Origin of the sequence: Abiotrophia sp. HMSC24B09, from assembly GCF_001815865.1 — a bacterium.
In the GTDB taxonomy this organism is placed as follows: Bacteria; Bacillota; Bacilli; order Lactobacillales; family Aerococcaceae; genus Abiotrophia.
On record NZ_KV822202.1, the window covers coordinates 42,812 to 61,869 of the forward strand.

Sequence of the window (19,058 nt, forward strand, 5' to 3'; positions counted from 1 at the left end):
TGGTAGACTAGAAGAAAAATTTAATCACAAATGGATTATATATCAGTATTTGTAGATGATGATGTTTGATTGGAAGGAGGGACTGTTTTTAGTAAGAAAACTACAACTATGAGGAGAAGCAGATGAATGTAAAATTTTATCAAGATTTAATTGATGATGAACTTTCTATGAATATTATCTTAGGTATGAAAGGTTTAGTTGAAATTGGTACTAAGAAATCGAATTTAGAAAGGGAGATTTTAAAAGACATTTCAAGTAAAAAAATATTTCAAAATAAGAATGAAGCATATAAATTTTTAAAGGAGTTATATGAAAATGGACTTAGTCACCTAGAAGATAAATTATTAAAATTCGATCCTAGGTTGGTAATAGAAGAAGCAATGATTTTTTTTACACCATTAATTAGACTTTCAATACTTAAGTTAAATGGGAAGATAGATTTAGAAGGAATTAAGTTTTATTTTCCTAAAATATATAAAAGTTTAAATTCTATCAATAATAATGATGAAGAAGATATAAGAATTCTTTTTGATACTCTTTCTAGCTACATAGGAATAAATAAGAAAGCTATAGATGTTTTGGTAAATGTTAATTTAGTTAGAATAGAAGAAAATCAAACTGCATCAAGTTTAAATAGACCATCAGGTAAAGAATTTTTAGAAATTTTAGATTTTTCTTTTGGAGTATGTAGACTATTCAATTTTTTTCAAATGGTTTCAAAAGAAAAAGAGAGTGATTTTTCTGATAATACCATTTATGTGGAAAATGGAGAATTATATTATCATAATTCAAAAGATTTTATGGTTGATCTAGCTACTAACGCAGCCTTTAAAGATTTTACATATCCTGTTAAAAATAGTGAATTAAATAAAATTTATGGTTTATATGAAGAGGAATTTGGTTTTAGTCCTAAAAAAGTACTGAATACTTTTAATGTTATGTTTAAGCCGGATTCGCTTGAAATGGTTTTTTGTAGTAGGAAAGATGAATTTCGAAAGCTAATAAATATTTCCAAAGGAACTTTAACTTATAAAGGTTTGGTAACATTATTGAAAACGGATATTTGTTTAGAATATAACAAACAAGATAGATATGAGTTTATATTTAGTGATAAATGTAAGGTATCAGCAAAAGGTCTCGTAAAAATTCAAGATAATTATTTTTTTAATTTTGCGACTATCGCTTCATATTCAATTAAGTTAGGAAATAATTTACTAAATCAGGATTTTTTAAGGAATCATGAATTATCAAGTAAAAAAATTTCAAGGCACCTTGCTAATAGCTATGCAGAAAAATGGTTAGTTAATCTACATAGTAAGTTAACTAGTGAAAACATTTGGATTCAAATTCAGGTGAAGAATTTCGAGCAAAAATTTAATTTTCCAGATTCTAGGGGAACAACTAAAGAAGTAGATTTTATTCTTTTTGATGCTTCCCGTAAGGTACTTTTGATTGGAGAATACAAAAATTGGCAGGATGTCTCGTTTAATTTTCTAGGTATGCATAAAGAACAAGAAAGAATAAAAAAAATAAATAAATCTCATATAAATCTTTTGAGTGTATTGGAATTGGAGAAAAGAGATCTGTTTGAACTTTTAAATCTAGAAATTGATTATGCAAAGTTAGAGTTGATAAATGTGTTTGAAAATCGAAATGTGTTGAGTAATAATAGAGAATTAGATTCAGAAAAATTTAATATTAAAAATTTTACAAGAGTTGAATTCGAAAAATTTATTGAGGATAATAAACCGCATTTTTACAAATTAAAGGAAAACAACAAAAGTTAAACGGGGTAAGTTGTAAAATGAAGTGTAACAGAAAAAATAAAAATGGTCAGGTTATAGAAATATAATCTGGCTGTTTTCTGTGGAGAGTAACATTGGTTTTATGGTACAATAAATAGAATTAGACAGGTTGAAGAAATAAAGGGGTATACATAAATCGTTACAAAGTGCGACACGAAGTAGCGATAAACGAAAAATATCGCTACGGAGGTAGCAAGGGAACTAGCTTGTCCACAAAATAGTTGCAAGCGTATTCTATTAAGATAATTTATTATCCAATAGAACTGTTCCGTTGCACACCCTAAATGCCCTTTGCACACCCCTAACTCAAAAAGGAGCTAATTGTATGATAAAACTAATCGCAACGGATATGGACGGTACCCTCTTAAGAGGGGACAAGTCCTTTGATTTGGAGCGCTTCGAGCGGGCAGTTCATGCCCTGAAGGAAGCAGGAACTCGTGTTTGTATTGCCTCTGGCAATAGCTATCCTAAGTTACGTGGCTACTTTGACCAGCAACTGCGCCAGGAATTGCTCTTTGCCTCAACTAACGGCAATGCCATTATGGTAGAAGAACAAGGCCTCCATTATAGTGCCTTAGACTACGACACGACCGAAGCCATTATTGACTTTCTCAATGAGTTCTCGGACTTCTTCTGTCTGGTCATGACTGACCGGGGTTCCTATGCCGTGACTCAAGATTTGGATGCCTTGGATCATTTCCGTCTCTACCATCCGCATATTGACCATTTGGCTAATTTCCGTGACCTCAATCCAGAAGAAGCTATTCTTCAACTATCAGTCATGAGTAAGCGGAGTGTAGCTGACAATAAGGTCATGACGCGCATTCTCAATGAGCGTTTTCCAGAGGGGCATGCGGTGACTAGTGGTGGTCGCTGGATTGATGTCTTCAGTCCTCAAGGGGGCAAGGGCAAGGCCATTCGCTACCTGCAAGACTATCTGCAGACGGATGCCAGTCAGACCATGGCCTTTGGTGATAGCCTCAATGACCAGACCATGATGGAAGTGGTCGATTATAGCCTAGCCATGGGTAATGCCGATCCAGATTTATTGGCTATCTGCCGTTATCAGATTGGCGATAACGAATCGCAAGCAGTGATTGATATCTTGGAAGCCCTAGTGGCCGACCCAAGTGCGGCCTTCCTGGCCCAATATCGTCGCTAAGTAAAGGAGCAAGACCGTGTCCAAAAAGCCAAGCAAAAGAAAGCAAAAAGCCCACAAGGAGCAAGCCCAAGATGACTTGGTGCAGGTTGACGCCTTTATGATTCCGGCGCCCTTTGCCGCCATGTATCAAGTCTTACGGGAAGCCGTGGCCGAGGATTTGTTGGCTCTCTTGAGTCAGGAATTCGCCCGGGTGGCTCGGGTCTCGGACAATGAGGAAGAAGGGGAGGCAGTGGTCGCCTATGATGCGGCCGACGTCGAACAGCTACGGATTTACCTCAATCCTAGCAATATTTCTCAGGCCCAGAAGGCGCGGGACAAGCATCAACTGGATAAATTTGTGGACCACCTCCGCCAGACGGAGGGGTAATATAGAAAGGGTGGGAAAAGAATTTCCCACCCTTTTTATCTGTGTCCAGAGACGTGTGAGCCCAGCCCCACTTAACCCAAAAGGCGGGGCTTGAGGTGGGACCGGCTGCAGCCAGCCTTTGGCTGTCTTCTGCCTTGCGACGCTATCGAAGGGCTAAGTCACTGAGCTTCCAAGCCCTTCAGATAGGCGCCACATCCTGGGCACCACAAGCACCCTCTTTTGGCCGTGGGTCTGGGCTCCCACTGGACTGTCAAAGGGGACAGAGGCAAAGTTGAAGGTATTCAAAGGCGTGTGTACCAAACCCCACTTAAACCAAAAGGCGGTGCTTGAGGTGGGACCGGCTACAGCCAGCCCTTGGCTGTCTTCCGCCTTGTGTCGCTATCGAAGGGCTAAGTCACTGACGTTCCAGGCCCTTCAGATAGGCGCCACATCCTGGACACCACAAGCACCGTCTTTTGGCCGTGGGGCTTGGCCCACACTGGACTGTCAAAAAGCATAAAGAAGGTTGATGAAAGCATTTTCTGGATGTATAATGAATGTGTAGATAGGATTTGGATGACGATGTCTTCGAGAAGGGAGGATTAGGATAAAGTCGTCATCAGGCATGCAAGATATAAAGGAGCAATGCAATATGAAACGTTTTATTTTGACCCCACTCACTTTCTTGTTTCTACTGCTCTTTTGTCTTTCGACTTCAAACGTTCAAGCCAATCAATTAGCAGGTGATAACCTATGTTGCTGTCCTAAGAAGCCACATGAATCTTGGTGTGAAGAATATGCTGTAGAGTGGTACAAGGGAGCAAATCCAAATGGTGTTCGGCCGATTGAAGAAGATTTGACAGCCTATATTCCTGATAAGAAGGACAAAAAACGAGACGCATTTCCAACCTCTATTGTGGTAGAAGAGATTCGATTCTTTAGTTCTCAGCCACCTCAAACCATTTACTATAATAAAAATCACTACTATGGTTATATCCCTTTGGTTAAAATATGGCAACTGGGCCCAATTTACTACGCTCTATATAAGGGGGCGGTTATTTTACAAGGTCCAGGAGCAAACAATTGAGTTAGAAAATAAGATTTCGCCTTTTATGCAAAGCACCCCATTAGTTGGACTTTTAATGTCTAACTTATGGGGTGCTTTTCAAGAGGCATACAACTTAGCTTTCTTCATTTTGCCAATCGTCCAGTGTGAGACCAGCCCCACGTCCAAAAGCGGGCTTGTGGTGTAGTGGATGCCTCGCGTATCAGAAGGGCTTGGAAGGTTAGTGACCTAGCCATTCGATAGCGAGGCAAGGCGCAAGACAGCCATAGGCTGGCTGCAGCCGGTCCCACCACAAGCCCCGTCTTTTGGCTCGAGTGGGACTGGTCTCACACGGTTTAGGGCATAGAAAAAAGGTGGGGAAACTCCCACCCTTTACTTATTTTATAATCCTTGTCGCTCCTGGCTAGCACGGATAGCATGGCCGTAGATGTGGCCTAGTTCTTGGCCGATGACCGATAGGTCACGTTGGACCGCCACGGGATAGGCTGCCTGGGTCAAGTCAGGTAGCTCTTGGGCTTGGCTAGCCCTAATCAGACGCTCGAAGTCATCGACATCCTTAGCCTTGTAGACGTTGACCTGGTCGGTTAGCCAGTCATCGAAGACCGGAATGTCCCGAACGATGAATTTGGCATGGGCGGCACAGGCCTCGACGGCCGGAATGCCCTCGGTTTCTTCCAAGGTAGGGAAGAGGTAGAGGTCGCTGCCCTGCATGGCCTGAATAATCTCCTGATTGTCAACATAGCCGGCAAAGGTCAGGTTGGCTGGTGGATTAGAGACGGCAGCCCGAATAGCGGACGGCACTAGGTTCAAATCCGTATAGCCAAACCAGATGAAGCGGATATGGGGCAGGCGCTTAGCCAACTCCACAAAATCTAGAATGCCCTTGCGCTCTAGGTAGAGGCCAATCCCAATGCAGACGAAGTCTTGCTCGGTCAGTCCGTAGCGCGCCCGGAAGAGCTCCCGCGCCTGAGGCTGAGGGGCAAATTTTTCTAGTTCAATACCGTTAGATAGAACGAAGATTTCCCGCCCCATATTATAGGAATCGAGTAGACGCTTGGAGTAGGGCGTAGGTGTAATGAGGACATCGCCCTGCTGATAGCAAGTCATGAGCCAACGCTTGAAGATAGGCGCTAGCTGATTAGAGAAGCGGAAGGAATTACGGAAGTCTTCCATGGTCGAATGGGCATGGTAGACGACCGGAATGCCTTGCTTGCGACATTTACGGGCGAAGAGCATGGATTGGGGGAAGTAGGTATTGATATGTAATAAATCGAAGGAGTCCTTGGGATCGGTGGTGTAGTCAATCCCGGCATGTTCCAAGGCCTTCATTTGATGTTTAATTGATTTACCAAGGCCAGATTTGGCGATCTTGTCGAGATGTTGACTGTAGAGTAGGACTTTCACCCCGAAACCTCCTTTAAAATGCGATTGCTTTCCTTAAGTGTATAGTAATAGAAGCTAGAGTGCAAGCTTGGCCGAGAGAATCCTAGGGACATTTGAAAAAATTAAACCATAAATAACGCTTTCATCTTAAAAATATCTTGCACAATGATTCTGAAGGTGTATACTTATTATTATAATTCTATTAATAGGAGTGAGAAAAATGAAAAAATCGTTAAAATTCTTGGCATTAGCCTTCGTTGCATTCATAATGGTAGCGTGTGGCGCCAAGAAGCAAGACACTCAACCCCTATTGATCGGGATGGAAGCGGGCTATCCGCCTTATAACTGGACACAGTCCACCAACGCTAACGGTGCTGTACCTATTAAGGACTCCAAGGAATTCGCCAATGGTTACGACGTGCAAATTGCGCGTAAGATTGGGGAAAAATTAGGCCGCGAAGTCCAAGTGGTCAAGACGGAGTGGGATGGGCTCTTACCAGCTGTCCAATCGGACAAGATAGATATGATTATTGCCGGCATGTCGCCAACAGCAGAACGCTCTAAGGAGATTGACTTCTCCGAGTCTTATTATGAGTCACGCTTCGTTATGGTGGTCCGCAAGGATTCGCCTTACGCCCAAGCTAAGACCTTAGAAGACTTTGCGGGCGCTAAGGTGTCGGGCCAACAAGGAACCCTGCACTATGACTTGTTGAAACAACTCAAGGACGCTCAGGTTGAGCAGGCACAGGATTCTTTCCCTGTCTTGCGAGTGGCCTTAGAAGCGGGCAAGTTAGATGCCTACATCTCAGAATATCCAGAAGCTGTCTCTGCGGCAGCCGCTAACCCTCTATTCACCTACGTAGAACTTAATCCAAGCTTCCAAGTGGCGCCAGAAGATCGCAAGGTCTCTATCGGGGTCAAGAAGGGAAGCCCACTTATGAGCCAAATTAATGAGGCCATCGCGGAAATTACAGATCAGCAACGTAAGGACTTCATGGACCAGGCCATTAAGAACCAGCCAGCGGCTGACGGCCAAGAAGAAACCAGCACCGAGGCAGCGGCCACAGAAGATTATAACTTCTTTGCTCGTACTTGGGAGATTGCCACTCAGAACTGGCGTCAATACCTGGCCGGGACAGGTATGACCCTCTGGGTATCCTTAACCGGTACCTTAATCGGTCTCCTGATTGGTTTGGCCGTCGGGATTATCCGGACTATACCTAAGTCTAAGAGCCAAGTCCATAATGGGATTTTGAAGGCTGCTAACCTATTGCTCAATGCCTATATTGCCATCTTCCGTGGGACACCGATGATCGTTCAAGCTATGATCTTCTACTACGGGACTGACCTACTCTGGGGCTGGAAATTAACCCCTATGTCGGCGGCCTTCCTGGTTGTCTCCATTAACACCGGGGCCTACATTGCCGAAGTCGTTCGGGGTGGGATTTATGCTATCGACAAGGGCCAATTTGAAGCGGCTCGTGCTATTGGGATGAACCACTGGCAAACTATGAAAGAAGTGGTCATGCCACAAGTCTTCCGGACCATTCTGCCATCTGTCGGGAATGAATTTGTCATCAACGTTAAGGATACATCTGTCCTCAACGTGATCTCGGTCAGCGAATTGTACTTCACGACCAAGACCATTGCCGGCAATAACTTCCGTTACTTCGAGACCTTCTTCGTAACGGCCGTTATCTACTTCATCTTAACCTTTACCATTACATCACTCTTGCGCGCCATTGAAAAACGCATTGACGGGCGCCCAAGTGATCAACTGGCTGCCGGTAACCAACAACAAGTGGCAGTGCTCAAAGAGGAGGCCTAATCATGGCGATTGTAGAAATTCAACACTTAAGCAAAACCTTTGGCGACCGTACGGTCCTCAAGGACATTGATTTTTCCGTTGAAGCAGGGGAAGTCGTAACCATTATCGGCTCTTCAGGTTCAGGGAAGTCCACCCTCTTGCGTTGTATTAACCTCTTAGAGGAACCAAGTGGTGGGGAAATCATTTACCGGGGCGAGAATATCTTAGACGTTAAGCATGACGTCAACAAGTACCGAACCCATATCGGTATGGTCTTCCAATCCTTCAACCTCTTCAACAACATGGATGTCTTGGCTAACTGTACCGTCGGCCCTATCAAGGTCCTAGGTAAGGACAAGGCTGAGACCGAAGCCTTAGCTACTAAGTTCCTGGAACAAGTCGGCATGGGGGATTATGTCCATGCCCGTCCTAGCCAATTATCTGGGGGGCAGAAGCAACGGGTAGCCATTGCTCGGGCTTTGACTATGCAGCCAGATGTCATTCTCTTCGATGAACCAACTTCTGCACTTGACCCTGAGATGGTCGGCGAAGTCTTGAAGGTTATGAAGGAATTGGCTCACACTGGTTTGACCATGATTATTGTCACCCACGAAATGGAGTTCGCTCGTGAGGTTTCCGACCGCGTGGTCTTCATGGACCAAGGGGTCATCGCCGAACAAGGCGCACCAGAGCAACTCTTCGTCAACCCGCAAGAAGAACGGACCCAACAATTCTTGGAACGTTACTTACGCAGTTAATAAGCCACAGGCGACTGGATTTCCAGTCGCCTGTTTTTGTGCTTGGCTTTGCCTAGGGTGGGTGGGCTCCAACTTAGTCCTCAGTGCGGGACCGGCTGCAGCCATCCTGCGGATGTCTTCCGCCTTGCCGATCTATGGTCCCCTAGGTCGCTAAAGCTCCCAGGGGAACTCATACGCTCGGCATCCTTTTGGCACTGAGGGCTAAGCTTGGGCCCACCCGCCCCTGGCAAAGCTCGATGAATCATCTACTGGGTAGAGGGTGCTATCAGATTTTAGCAAATCTTGACAGAAGGTGAGAGGCCAAGAAAATGAGATAACCTAATTACGATTGCGATAGAGCTGAAAAGCTGTTAGTACCAATCACATAAACCCATTATTTTTGTTTCAAAAGACATAGGATATCAATTCACAAAAAACTATATTTAATTAATGTTATATAACGTATTTTATATATGTGAAATTTAATTTCTAAGGATAAATTATGTTTTAGAATATAATTTACACAGTATATATACAGTTAATTTGAATTAAAAATGATTGACAACTAGTTATGGAATACGTATGCTATAATTGTATCCGGATACAAAACGGATTGAGAAGTCTTTCAAGAGGAAAATTGTTGTTGGCGTTATTGTTGAGTTTGTCAATGATTATTGTGTGGAGCCAAGGTGTTGATAATGCACTGGTTATGGTAGGAAGTAATGGACGCAATTATTTAAATGCTTCTAAGCACGATAGTTTACTATGGTCGCTTTGCGCATAGATGGAATAATTAGGATGAATTAAGAGACATATAAGCCATATGATATTTTGTCATATGGCTTTATTCCCATATAGAAATGGAGAGTGACGTGATGAAACGTGTATTTACTTTAGTTTGTTCTGTTTTGCTATGTGTTGGATGTACTTATTCGAACGAACAAAAGCAGGAGTCCATAAGCTCTTCCAATGCGGATACACAATTAGTGGATGGTTATCAGGAACTCCTAGCCAAAGTTTATATTTCTGACAATATAAAACGTGATTTCCAGACTAAACTATATCAATATGGTGTTTCGACTGGAGATGAAGCGTTCGCCACTAAAAAACTTATGGAGTGGATGGGAGAAGGAGCTCAAGAGAGCAATCTCACGGGAGATGGTAGTACGCACACTCAATTAGTTCTAGGTCAGATGACTGGGGAAGCTTTAGTAAATAAAAATGGAACGTGGATTACGCTAGATAATAAATCCAAAGCTCCTTTAGTATCACTATATAGCTCGCTTTTAGCAGATTCTGCGGACAACACTTCAGATAACAGCAAGTTTAAGGATAGTATTGGTTTCTCAAGTGATGAAGCTTTAGATAAAGTCAAAAAGTTCATTGAAATTTATCAGCTCAACTTTTCTGACTATGATTATGTAATTGCGACAGTATCTAAACAATCCTTGGAAGCCTATCTACCTCAAATGAAAAAAAATCCCATGAAAGAAGGAACAGATTTCAGCATCTACGATAATCAAGCGGAGGATTTATGTGTAATTAGTGTCTATCCAAAGATTGAAGGGTACCGGGTGATTGATTCAAATGTCATGTTAGGTTCACGCGGACAACTTAACGTGACATATGGTACAAATTTTATGTTTGCAATCACTGAGTCTGGAATTATTCATGCGGACATGCTAGGTGTTTATCTCCCTACTCAGGCGGGTGAACAAATATTAGTCAGCTACGCTCAAGCAATTGAGGCGATTAAAGAGAAATACAAAGAGACTTTACTGGAAAATCCAGTATATATCGAAAATATACAAATAGAATATGCTCCCCTTCCTATTGAACAAAATGAAGGGCAACTCTACGAAGCGCGAAGCTATCAACCACTTGTTGCGGTTACTGCGAAGGAAGAAAATCGCCTAGAAAAGTTTTATCTGAATCCACTTAATTGGAAAGAGGTGCAGTAGGATGCGTAAGATACGCTTTTATGTACGAACTTTTCTGCAAGATAGGCGTATTTGGTTCGGCGTAGGCGCAATTGTGCTAGTTGCAATGATGGTATCTTATAGGGATTTCTATATTATGAAAGGCACATCCCAACCACAATCGGTCGCATTTTATTTTTACTCAGCTTTCAACCAAAAAGTGGCTATAGCAACCTACCTTTTGGCTGGTAGCCAGGCCGCCTTAGCGCTTTTTTGTGAGGACTACGGTCAGAATCGCTTACCTTTTTTGCTCACGCGCGGCGGTTATGGTGGCTATGCTTTTGGTTTGGTGGGGCGCGTTCTATTGAGAGTCTATGGGATAGGATTCCTATCAGGATTACTTTTCTTCGCCTATCTGTTGACTGGAGCCCCACTATCTGTTATCGAGACGCCAAACTCCGTAGTCACGGTGATGACCAACAATTGGCTATATGCTGACGGACACCACCTAATTTTTTACCTTCAACTAATAAGTAGTATTGGCTTGATGCTGTCATTTTATGCATTAATAGGAGTTTGGGTGACCGTTTACTATCCGAATAAATTGACTAGCTATATGATGCCGGTAGTCTGGTGGTTCTTCTTTACAGAATTTGGTTTGGAGAAGGTAGTCCCATTCTTCCTTTTACCGCCTTCAGTCTTGTCTGCTGATAATACCTTAATAGAAGCTATGGAGTACTTTCAGTTCGGTAACGAGGCCATACGTCGGATCTTTGGCCTTATTTTTCCTTATTGCTATCTCGTAGTTATCAGTTTCCTAGTAACCTGGGCTATCAAGGTAGCCCTCGAGCGCCAATGGCACTTTTACGAGAAAGAAGGGGTGGTTTAATGGGAACCTTACGTGCCCTAAGTCTTCATTTACGACAGCAGTTGACATGGAAGAGGCTTTTGCCAATAGGTCTCTACCTGTTACTCTATAGTCTCATTATTATTTTACCCTATAGGCGTCTTGCAACCCAGTATCAGGAGACTTATCCCTTGAGTATTATCGCTGTTTTGATGGGGAGTTATTGGTATGTGGCTATTGTCATGATAGGGGCAATTATCTTTTTTAGTGTCTTGCCTTTCCGCAATAGTTTTCAGTTCTGGCTAGTGCTCAAACTGGGGTATGTCCGTTGGATAGTAAGTCAAGTTCTTTATGTGGTGGTTAGTAGTACTGTATTCGTTGCTTTCAATGTGGGTTTAATATGGGCATTGATTCAACCGCATCTCAACTGGAACTTGAACTCTTGGGGGCGCTTGCTTAATGCCTTAGCTCAGGGGAGGGTGACCTCAACGGAGTATTTGGAGGGGGCGGCTCATGAGGTTGCCTTCCAATACTACACGCCAAGAGCTGCCCTAATCCAGACATTGTTACTCTTTTGGTTGTTAGTTATCTTATTAGGTCTCATAATCCTTACATTCAATCAACTGGCCCAAAATCTAGGCTTGATGGTGGCTTGTGGCTTAGTGGTAGAGTCGGTATTTTTCTCTTTGGCGTCAGGTCACTGGATCTATTACCTTTCACCTCTAAACTGGCTTAGTATTTATCAGATTAAGTATGAGCCTCATTCCGGCCTGCCTAGCTTAGAGAACGTCTGTCTTCGATTAGCAGTCCTTTATATCATTCTTATGGGAATCCTTGCTTTTCGCCTCAAGACCAGAAAGGTGCGTGTCAAATGACTAAGATTCACGTTCATAACATCAGTAAGCGATTTAAACAAAAAATAGTTTTCCAAGATCTTAGCCTAACATTGGAAGGTGGAAAAATTTATGGGGTTGTTGGCTATAATGGTTCAGGTAAAACGGTTCTTCTCAAATGTCTCTGTGGACTGGAGCCTTTAACTAGTGGTCAAATTGACATTGATGGTCAGGTGCTAGGTCGAGATATGCAGTTTCTTCCAAGTTTGGGCTTGATTCTTGAAACGCCAGGGTTCTTAGAGGCGTATTCGGGTTTTGATAATCTCAAGCAATTGGCGCTTATCAATGGGAAGATTGATGATGCGACTATTCGTGAGCACCTAGCTCTAGTAGGGCTCGACCCGAACTCGCGTCAGAAGGTCAAGCACTACTCATTAGGAATGAAGCAAAAGCTTGCCTTGGCTCAGGCCTTCATGGAATCTCCCGATGTAATTTTGCTAGATGAACCTATGAATGGATTGGATAAGCAGTCAGTCGCTAACATTCGACAAGTGTTGCTAGATTACCGTTCTAAAGGGCGGCTTATACTCATAGCCTCTCACCTAGAACAAGATATTGAGCTTCTAAGTGATCAGGTTATTCATATGTCGTAAGTCAAAGTAGAGGGAGGATAGTTCCCCAACCTAGTGCATTCATGCCTAAGGATTTTGCTTACTATCTTGGCAGAAATTTGTAGATGAGAATGGTCTTGTGCTAGATTCACATATAGAGATAAATAATAGATTCTTAAGAGGTTAGAGAATGTCTTGTTCCTATCCTCTTTTATTATGCATCGAAAAGTTTAGGTCACAACAATAGGGATCCTACTTTCATGGACAAGTAGGTCTGAGAAATATGTGACGAGAAATAAACGTAGATTTGCCAACTTAAACCCTATTTATCTATAGAATAGATAAATAGGAAAGTCATCAGGGTTCTTGGAATGTAAAAGTCCATATGTGACCTAGATATTAGTGGAATACTAGCTCTTCCTTGTCAACTAAAACTAAGAATAATATCAGATTTTAGCAAATCTTGACAGAAAGTTGAAGGATAAGACCGCAAGATTGCGCATGTTTTCAGCAAGAATATGCAAAGACAGTCAGCCTAAAAAGGAGTATAATGGAAAGTCAACCAAGATAATGAGCCTAGTCTTGGTGGTAAAAATAGATAGGAGGATGGAATATGAAAAATTACTGGAAAAAGTTCTGGCTAGTCTTAGCCCTCTTAGTCCTAGTCATGGGCCCCTTGGCTAGCCTAGCTCAGGCGGCCGGCAGCCAAACAGTCAAGGGCCAAGGTCAGGGGAAACATGGGACTGTCGAGGTGGAAGTGACCTTCCAAGACGACCGGATTGCGGACATTAAGGTGCTCCAGTCCGATGAGAATGAAGTCCTAGCCACACCCGTCTACAAGCAACTTAAGGATAAGATTATTGGCAACAACAAGGCTGATGTCGATGTGGTGTCCGGCTCCACAGCCACTAGCCAAGGCTATCTGGAAGCCGTCCAAGATGCCGTCAAGAAATCAGGCCTGACCCTAGCAGAGGTAAGCTCTACTACTTCAACCCAAGAGCAGCTAGACAGCGAACAATCCTATGATGTGGTCGTTGTCGGAGCAGGGGGCGCGGGCTTTAGTGCGGCTATCGAAGCAGCTCAAGCAGGCAAATCCGTGGTGATTATCGAGAAGATGCCGGCTGTCGGCGGGAATACCCTCATTAGTGGGGGCGAAATGAATGCGCCAGGCAACTGGGTTCAGAAGAAACTAGGTATTGAAGGCGACAGCGTAGAAACCTACTACCAAGACACCATGAAGGGTGGCGACAACCTGGGTAATCCCGAGATGGTTCGCTATCTAGCAGAACATGCCCTAGAGTCAGCCGAATGGCTACGTGACGTGGTTGGCGTCAAATTCCTAGAAGACAAGCTCTTCCAATTTGGCGGCCATTCTTACAAGCGGGCCTTGATTCCAGAAGGCCACACCGGCCAGGAACTGGTAACCAAGCTCAATGCCAAGGCAGAAGAACTAGGTGTTAAGATTCTGGTGAACACCAAGGCTACTGAACTCATCCAAGATGACAGCAAGCGTGTTGTCGGCGTCAAGGCAGACCATCAAGGCCAGGCCGTGACCTTCCATGCCAAGAATGGGGTCGTGCTGACTACGGGGGGCTTTGGCTCTAACATTGACATGCGTAAGCAATACAATCCTGAGATGGACGAGCGCTACCTATCCACGGATACGGTCGGCTCTACCGGTGATGGTATTGTCATGGCTCAAGCCATTGGTGCAGCTGTCACTAATATGTCTTCCATCCAAACCTATCCGGTGTCTAACCCTGAGACTGGGGAAATCTCCCTCCTAGCCGATACCCGTTTCGATGGGGCGGTCCTCATTAATCAAGAGGGCCAGCGCTTTGTCGAAGAATTGGACCGGCGGGATGTGATTTCTAAGGCTATTTTGGCTCAACCAGGGGGCTATGCATATCAACTCTGGAACCAGAAGACCGACGATATCTCCCACTCTAAGGAGCACCATCAAGCTGAGTATCAAGAACTCAAGAAGCAAGGCCTGCTAGTTGAAGCGGACACCCTTGAAGAAGTGGCGGCTCACTTCGACATTGATCCAGCTAAGCTTAAGGAGACAGTAGCCAAGGTCAACCAATATGCCAAGGACAAGAAAGACCCCGACTTCAACCACCGGGCTGGTTTGGCTTCCTTGGAAGAAGGCCCCTATATCCTAGAAAAAGTTCGTCCAAGTGTCCACCACACCATGGGGGGCTTGGTGACCGATAAGGATACCCGGGTTCTAGATGAAGCTGGCAAGCCTATTGAAGGCCTCTATGCAGCCGGTGAATTAACCGGTATGATTCATGGGGCTAACCGCTTAGGTGGGAATGCCATCGCCGATATCATCACTTTCGGACGTGTTGCTGGGAAGATGGTAAGTAAATAATAGTGTCTTATAATAAAGAGCAGCCCATCAGGTGGACAAGAAATCCATCTGATAGGCTGCTTTTGATTTAAAGTAGGTTTATGGATATAAATATCCGTTAAAAATAGTCATCTTCGATGGTTGGAGGAAAAAACAGCAAGAATGTGTATGTTTCTAGCAAGAATCTGTAAAGACAGAGCATTCTAAAAGAAATATAATAACATGTATACAAACATACTGTCTCTTTGCAGAAGGGAAGTTAAAGGAGAGATGCGATAACAATAGAGCAAAGTAAAGCTAGATTTTGCTATCTTAATCGTACGAAGCTCAGCAAATCAGACTTAAAAGTAAGATCAACGTGATGGCGCGCATCCTTTGCCTGACTAATATTTCGTGGTATGATAGGAAGGAAGAGCAAAGGAGACTGAAGATGGACGCAAAACAAGTATTTAAGAAGAATCAAGTACACCAAGGCCAGGTAGTCGACCTGACCCATGAAGGCCAGGGCGTAGTCAAAATCGAGGGCTATCCCTTCTTTGTGGAGGGTGTTATTCCGGGCGAGCAGGTGGCTATTAAGGTTCTCAAGGTCGGCAAGTCCTTCGGCTTTGCGCGCCTGGAAGAGGTTCTAACGCCCAGCCCGGATCGGGTGGAGATTACCGACCCTATCGGCCGTCAGATTGGCACCATGACCTTGCAACATATGGCTTATCCTGCCCAGCTCAAGGCTAAGCAGGCCCTAGTCAAGCAAGTCTTCAGTCGCCTAGGGAAATTCCCGGAAAGTCTGGAGGTCCGGCCAACTCATGGCATGGACCATCCTTGGCAATACCGCAATAAGGCTCAAATTCCGGTTCGGACTGTCAAAGGCCAACTAGAGACTGGCTTCTTCCGCAAGAATAGCCACCAGCTAGTGCCCGTGGAGAATTTCCATATTCAAGATCCAGCCATCGACCAAGCCATTCTTAAGACGCGAGATATCTTGCGCCAGCTGGGCTACTCGGCTTACGACGAGGAAAGTCGTAAGGGCCAAATTCGCCATATCATTGTTAAACGCGGTCACTATAGTGGCCAAGTCATGTTGATCCTAATCGTCAATGGCAAAGGACTGCCAGCTGAAGATAAGTTGATTCAGGCGCTCACAGAGGCCATTCCTAACTTAGTCAGCCTGGTCCTCAATAGTCATACGCAGGCAAATAATGTCATTATGGGACCGACCAATCGCCTCTTGTGGGGCCAGCCGGTCTATCGGGATCAGATGCTTGGGCTGGATTTCTCTATCTCTCCGCATTCCTTCTATCAGGTCAATACCCCTCAGGCCGAAGCCCTCTATCGCTATGCCCTTGAGGCGGCTGACTTAAGTGGCAGTGAGACTGTCCTGGATGCCTATTGCGGGATTGGCACCATCTCCCTGGCCCTAGCCAAACAAGCCGGTCAGGTCTATGCCATGGAAATCGTGCCTGAGGCCATCGACATGGCGCGGGCCAATGCCGAGGCCAACGGCCTAAACAATGTCACCTTTCAAGCCGGCAAGGCCGAAGAGGTGCTGCCAGCTTGGCAGGCAGAAGGCATTCATTTTGATGTAGCGGTGGTTGACCCACCACGCAAGGGCCTAGACCCTGAGTTCGTTAAGACCCTGATTGAACTGGCACCAGACAAGATCGTCTACGTGTCCTGCAACCCAGCCACCTGCGCCCGGGACTGTCAACTCTTGGCCCAGGCAGGCTATGAGCTGCAGTGGGTGCAGCCGGTTGATTTATTCCCGCAGACTGCGCATGTTGAGGCGGTAAGTTTGCTAGTCAAGGAGTAAAACGACGAAGATTAGCATTTACTTCCGCCCATGCGATAGCTGTCCGTGATTGACAAGTGCTAGCACGCAGACAGAACGGAGATAGCGAACCGCTGAGTGTGTCGCTCTGCTCGTAAAAGCTTAGAAACCTTTGAACGAAAGGGATAATGAAAGCCTTGATTGCAAGGCTTTTTGCTTTATGGTGGGTAAGTATCAGAGTGAGAAAATTTTTGGAATGAGTAGAAGTGATAGCTAGAAATTATCAGTTTCTATTTCCATTTACCCTGTGGGTACGTGTTTGTTTCCATTGACAAGGAGTTTGTGGGAATAGAAATGTACCCACCTTGTTTGAATCAAGTGAAGTGTAGTTGAAGGAAATCTGTTGAAAGCAATACTTCATTTTACCGAATAAGTAATAATTTAGGCAACTTCAAATCGATTAAAAAAAACTATTTTAAAGGTTAAGAGTAGACAAAAATTGTCCACTCTTTTTTGCAAACTCAATTTATCAATAAATGAAATGAGGGAATGTAAAATGAAATATTTTGAGGTTGAGTTAGAAAATCCTGATGAATTTTTAAAACTACAAACAGAAGATTTTGTGAAAGCTAATCGCTTGCTACTAAGGAAGATAATCCAGAGCGTTACAGTCTATGAAGAAAACTTCGTCATATCCTTTAAATCTGGCATCGAATTGGAAGTATGAGTCTCATTCCATAACTTTTATATTGAACATATCATCTTGTTGTGTTATACTATAAATTGATATAAACAAAGATGTAGGAGGAACCGAAACTATGACAGCCTCAATGCGTTTAAGATAAGCTGGCAATAAAAAAAGCAGAATCTATACCCGATGATAGGCTTTTTTGTTGTGCTTATTTATACGATATTGAGCATTCATTAGTTACGGTGAGGATATTGGTTATTTAACTATACCTTTATTTAACTATGTCTTTAATATGAATGTTTCCAAATTGTATGTATGCAGACCAAAAGCCACATTGTGGGGTTTGGCCTGCATTTTTTATTGCCTAGAATGCTATTCAAAATAGAAATTCAAGCAAAATAATATGCAGGAGATAATATAAATGGAAAAATACAACAATTGGAAACGAAAATTTTATGCAATATGGGCAGGGCAAGCAGTATCATTAATCACTAGTGCCATCCTGCAAATGGCGATTATTTTTTACCTTACAGAAAAAACAGGATCTGCGATGGTCTTGTCTATGGCTTCATTAGTAGGTTTTTTACCCTATGCGATTTTGGGACCTGCCATTGGTGTGCTAGTGGATCGTCATGATAGGAAGAAGATAATGATTGGTGCCGATTTAATTATCGCAGCAGCTGGTGCAGTGCTTGCTATTGTTGCATTCTGTATGGAGCTACCTGTCTGGATGATTATGATAGTATTGTTTATCCGTAGCATTGGAACAGCTTTTCATACCCCAGCACTCAATGCGGTTACACCACTTTTAGTACCAGAAGAACAGCTAACGAAATGCGCAGGCTATAGTCAGTCTTTGCAGTCTATAAGCTATATTGTTAGTCCGGCAGTTGCAGCACTCTTATACTCCGTTTGGGATTTAAATGCTATTATTGCCATCGACGTATTGGGTGCTGTGATTGCATCTATTACGGTAGCAATTGTACGTATACCTAAGCTGGGTAATCAAGTGCAAAGTTTAGAACCAAATTTCATAAGGGAGATGAAAGAAGGAGTTGTGGTTCTGAGACAAAACAAAGGATTGTTTGCCTTATTACTCTTAGGAACACTATATACTTTTGTTTATATGCCAATCAATGCACTATTTCCTTTAATAAGCATGGAACACTTTAATGGAACGCCTGTGCATATTTCTATTACGGAAATTTCCTTTGCATTTGGGATGCTAGCAGGAGGCTTATTATTAGGAAGATTAGGGGGCTTCGAAAAGCATGTATTACTAATAACAAGTTCATTTTTTATAATGGGGACCAGTTTAGCCGTTTCGGGAATACTTCCTCCAAATGGATTTGTAATATTCGTAGTTTGCTGTGCAATAATGGGGCTTTCGGTGCCATTTTATAGCGGTGTGCAAACAGCTCTTTTTCAGGAGAAAATTAAGCCTGAATATTTAGGACGTGTATTTTCTTTGATCGGAAGTATCATGTCACTTGCTATGCCAATTGGGTTAATTCTTTCTGGATTCTTTGCTGATAAAATCGGTGTAAATCATTGGTTTTTACTATCAGGTATTTTAATTATTGGCATTGCTATAGTTTGCCAAATGATAACTGAGGTTAGAAAATTAGATTTAAAATAAACAATATTGGAGGAATATTTATGTATCTTATTTTCATGTAACTCTTCCTGCTAAAATCGCAGGGTTTTCCCTGCATACAAGCAAATGAAAGCAT

At 43.3% G+C, this 19,058-nt stretch carries 15 protein-coding genes; 14 read left to right on the top strand and 1 reads right to left on the bottom strand.

Going from position 1 to position 19,058, the window contains the following annotated elements; all coding sequences use genetic code 11:
• Positions 1–122 precede the first annotated feature (122 nt).
• The 4 genes from HMPREF3093_RS04460 to HMPREF3093_RS04475 all read left to right on the top strand — a co-directional run bounded on the left by HMPREF3093_RS04460 (position 123) and on the right by HMPREF3093_RS04475 (position 4,400).
• Positions 123–1,787, top strand: a complete 1,665-nt coding sequence (locus tag HMPREF3093_RS04460) for a hypothetical protein (protein WP_070755795.1) — start codon at positions 123–125, stop codon at positions 1,785–1,787.
• 343 nt (positions 1,788–2,130) lie between these two features.
• Entirely contained in the window at positions 2,131–2,967 is an 837-nt protein-coding gene (locus tag HMPREF3093_RS04465; RefSeq protein ID WP_070755796.1) for a Cof-type HAD-IIB family hydrolase, read from the top strand.
• A gap of 16 nt (positions 2,968–2,983) precedes the next feature.
• Entirely contained in the window at positions 2,984–3,334 is a 351-nt protein-coding gene (locus HMPREF3093_RS04470; protein ID WP_023392317.1) for a hypothetical protein, read from the top strand.
• Between the two features lie 631 nt (positions 3,335–3,965).
• On the top strand, positions 3,966–4,400 hold the full coding sequence (locus HMPREF3093_RS04475; RefSeq protein WP_070755797.1) for a hypothetical protein: 435 nt from the start codon (positions 3,966–3,968) through the stop codon (positions 4,398–4,400).
• A 360-nt stretch (positions 4,401–4,760) separates the two neighbouring features.
• On the opposite strand, the gene HMPREF3093_RS04480 is transcribed toward HMPREF3093_RS04475, so the two are convergent.
• Positions 4,761–5,783 carry an LTA glycolipid anchor biosynthesis glycosyltransferase, IagA/BgsA family gene (locus HMPREF3093_RS04480; protein ID WP_070755798.1) on the bottom strand — a complete coding sequence of 341 codons (1,023 nt, stop codon included), beginning with the start codon at positions 5,781–5,783 and terminating at the stop codon, positions 4,761–4,763.
• Between the two features lie 199 nt (positions 5,784–5,982).
• Here HMPREF3093_RS04480 and HMPREF3093_RS04485 point away from each other — a divergent pair, with 199 nt between their 5' ends.
• From HMPREF3093_RS04485 to mef(A), 10 genes are all read left to right on the top strand, one after another.
• Positions 5,983–7,590, top strand: a complete 1,608-nt coding sequence (locus HMPREF3093_RS04485) for an ABC transporter substrate-binding protein/permease (RefSeq protein ID WP_083316274.1) — start codon at positions 5,983–5,985, stop codon at positions 7,588–7,590.
• On the top strand, positions 7,590–8,327 hold the full coding sequence (locus HMPREF3093_RS04490; protein ID WP_143227653.1) for an amino acid ABC transporter ATP-binding protein: 738 nt from the start codon (positions 7,590–7,592) through the stop codon (positions 8,325–8,327). The genes HMPREF3093_RS04485 and HMPREF3093_RS04490 overlap by 1 nt, the downstream gene beginning before the upstream one ends.
• 854 nt (positions 8,328–9,181) lie before the next feature.
• Positions 9,182–10,267 (top strand): hypothetical protein, encoded by a 1,086-nt coding sequence (locus HMPREF3093_RS04495; RefSeq protein ID WP_070755800.1) that lies wholly within the window; start codon positions 9,182–9,184, stop codon positions 10,265–10,267.
• 1 nt (position 10,268) lies between these two features.
• Positions 10,269–11,114, top strand: coding sequence for a hypothetical protein (locus HMPREF3093_RS04500; RefSeq protein WP_070755801.1), 846 nt, complete (start codon positions 10,269–10,271; stop codon positions 11,112–11,114).
• 149 nt (positions 11,115–11,263) lie between these two features.
• Complete coding sequence (locus tag HMPREF3093_RS04505; protein WP_143227654.1) at positions 11,264–11,947, top strand: hypothetical protein; 684 nt, start codon at positions 11,264–11,266, stop codon at positions 11,945–11,947.
• The gene (locus tag HMPREF3093_RS04510) at positions 11,944–12,558 is read left to right on the top strand and encodes an ATP-binding cassette domain-containing protein (protein ID WP_070755803.1); all 615 of its coding nucleotides are present in this window, start codon (positions 11,944–11,946) and stop codon (positions 12,556–12,558) included. Before HMPREF3093_RS04505 ends, HMPREF3093_RS04510 begins: the two co-directional genes overlap by 4 nt.
• A 571-nt stretch (positions 12,559–13,129) precedes the next feature.
• Positions 13,130–14,893 carry a flavocytochrome c gene (locus HMPREF3093_RS04515; protein ID WP_070755804.1) on the top strand — a complete coding sequence of 588 codons (1,764 nt, stop codon included), beginning with the start codon at positions 13,130–13,132 and terminating at the stop codon, positions 14,891–14,893.
• Positions 14,894–15,302: 409 nt separating this feature from the next.
• The gene (gene rlmD, locus HMPREF3093_RS04520; RefSeq protein ID WP_070755805.1) at positions 15,303–16,676 is read left to right on the top strand and encodes a 23S rRNA (uracil(1939)-C(5))-methyltransferase RlmD; all 1,374 of its coding nucleotides are present in this window, start codon (positions 15,303–15,305) and stop codon (positions 16,674–16,676) included.
• Between the two features lie 514 nt (positions 16,677–17,190).
• The gene (locus tag HMPREF3093_RS04525; RefSeq protein ID WP_000873143.1) at positions 17,191–17,361 is read left to right on the top strand and encodes a hypothetical protein; all 171 of its coding nucleotides are present in this window, start codon (positions 17,191–17,193) and stop codon (positions 17,359–17,361) included.
• A gap of 385 nt (positions 17,362–17,746) precedes the next feature.
• A complete protein-coding gene (gene mef(A), locus HMPREF3093_RS04530) occupies positions 17,747–18,964 on the top strand; it encodes a macrolide efflux MFS transporter Mef(A) (RefSeq protein ID WP_000417519.1) in 1,218 nt (405 codons plus the stop codon).
• Positions 18,965–19,058: the final 94 nt, after the last annotated feature.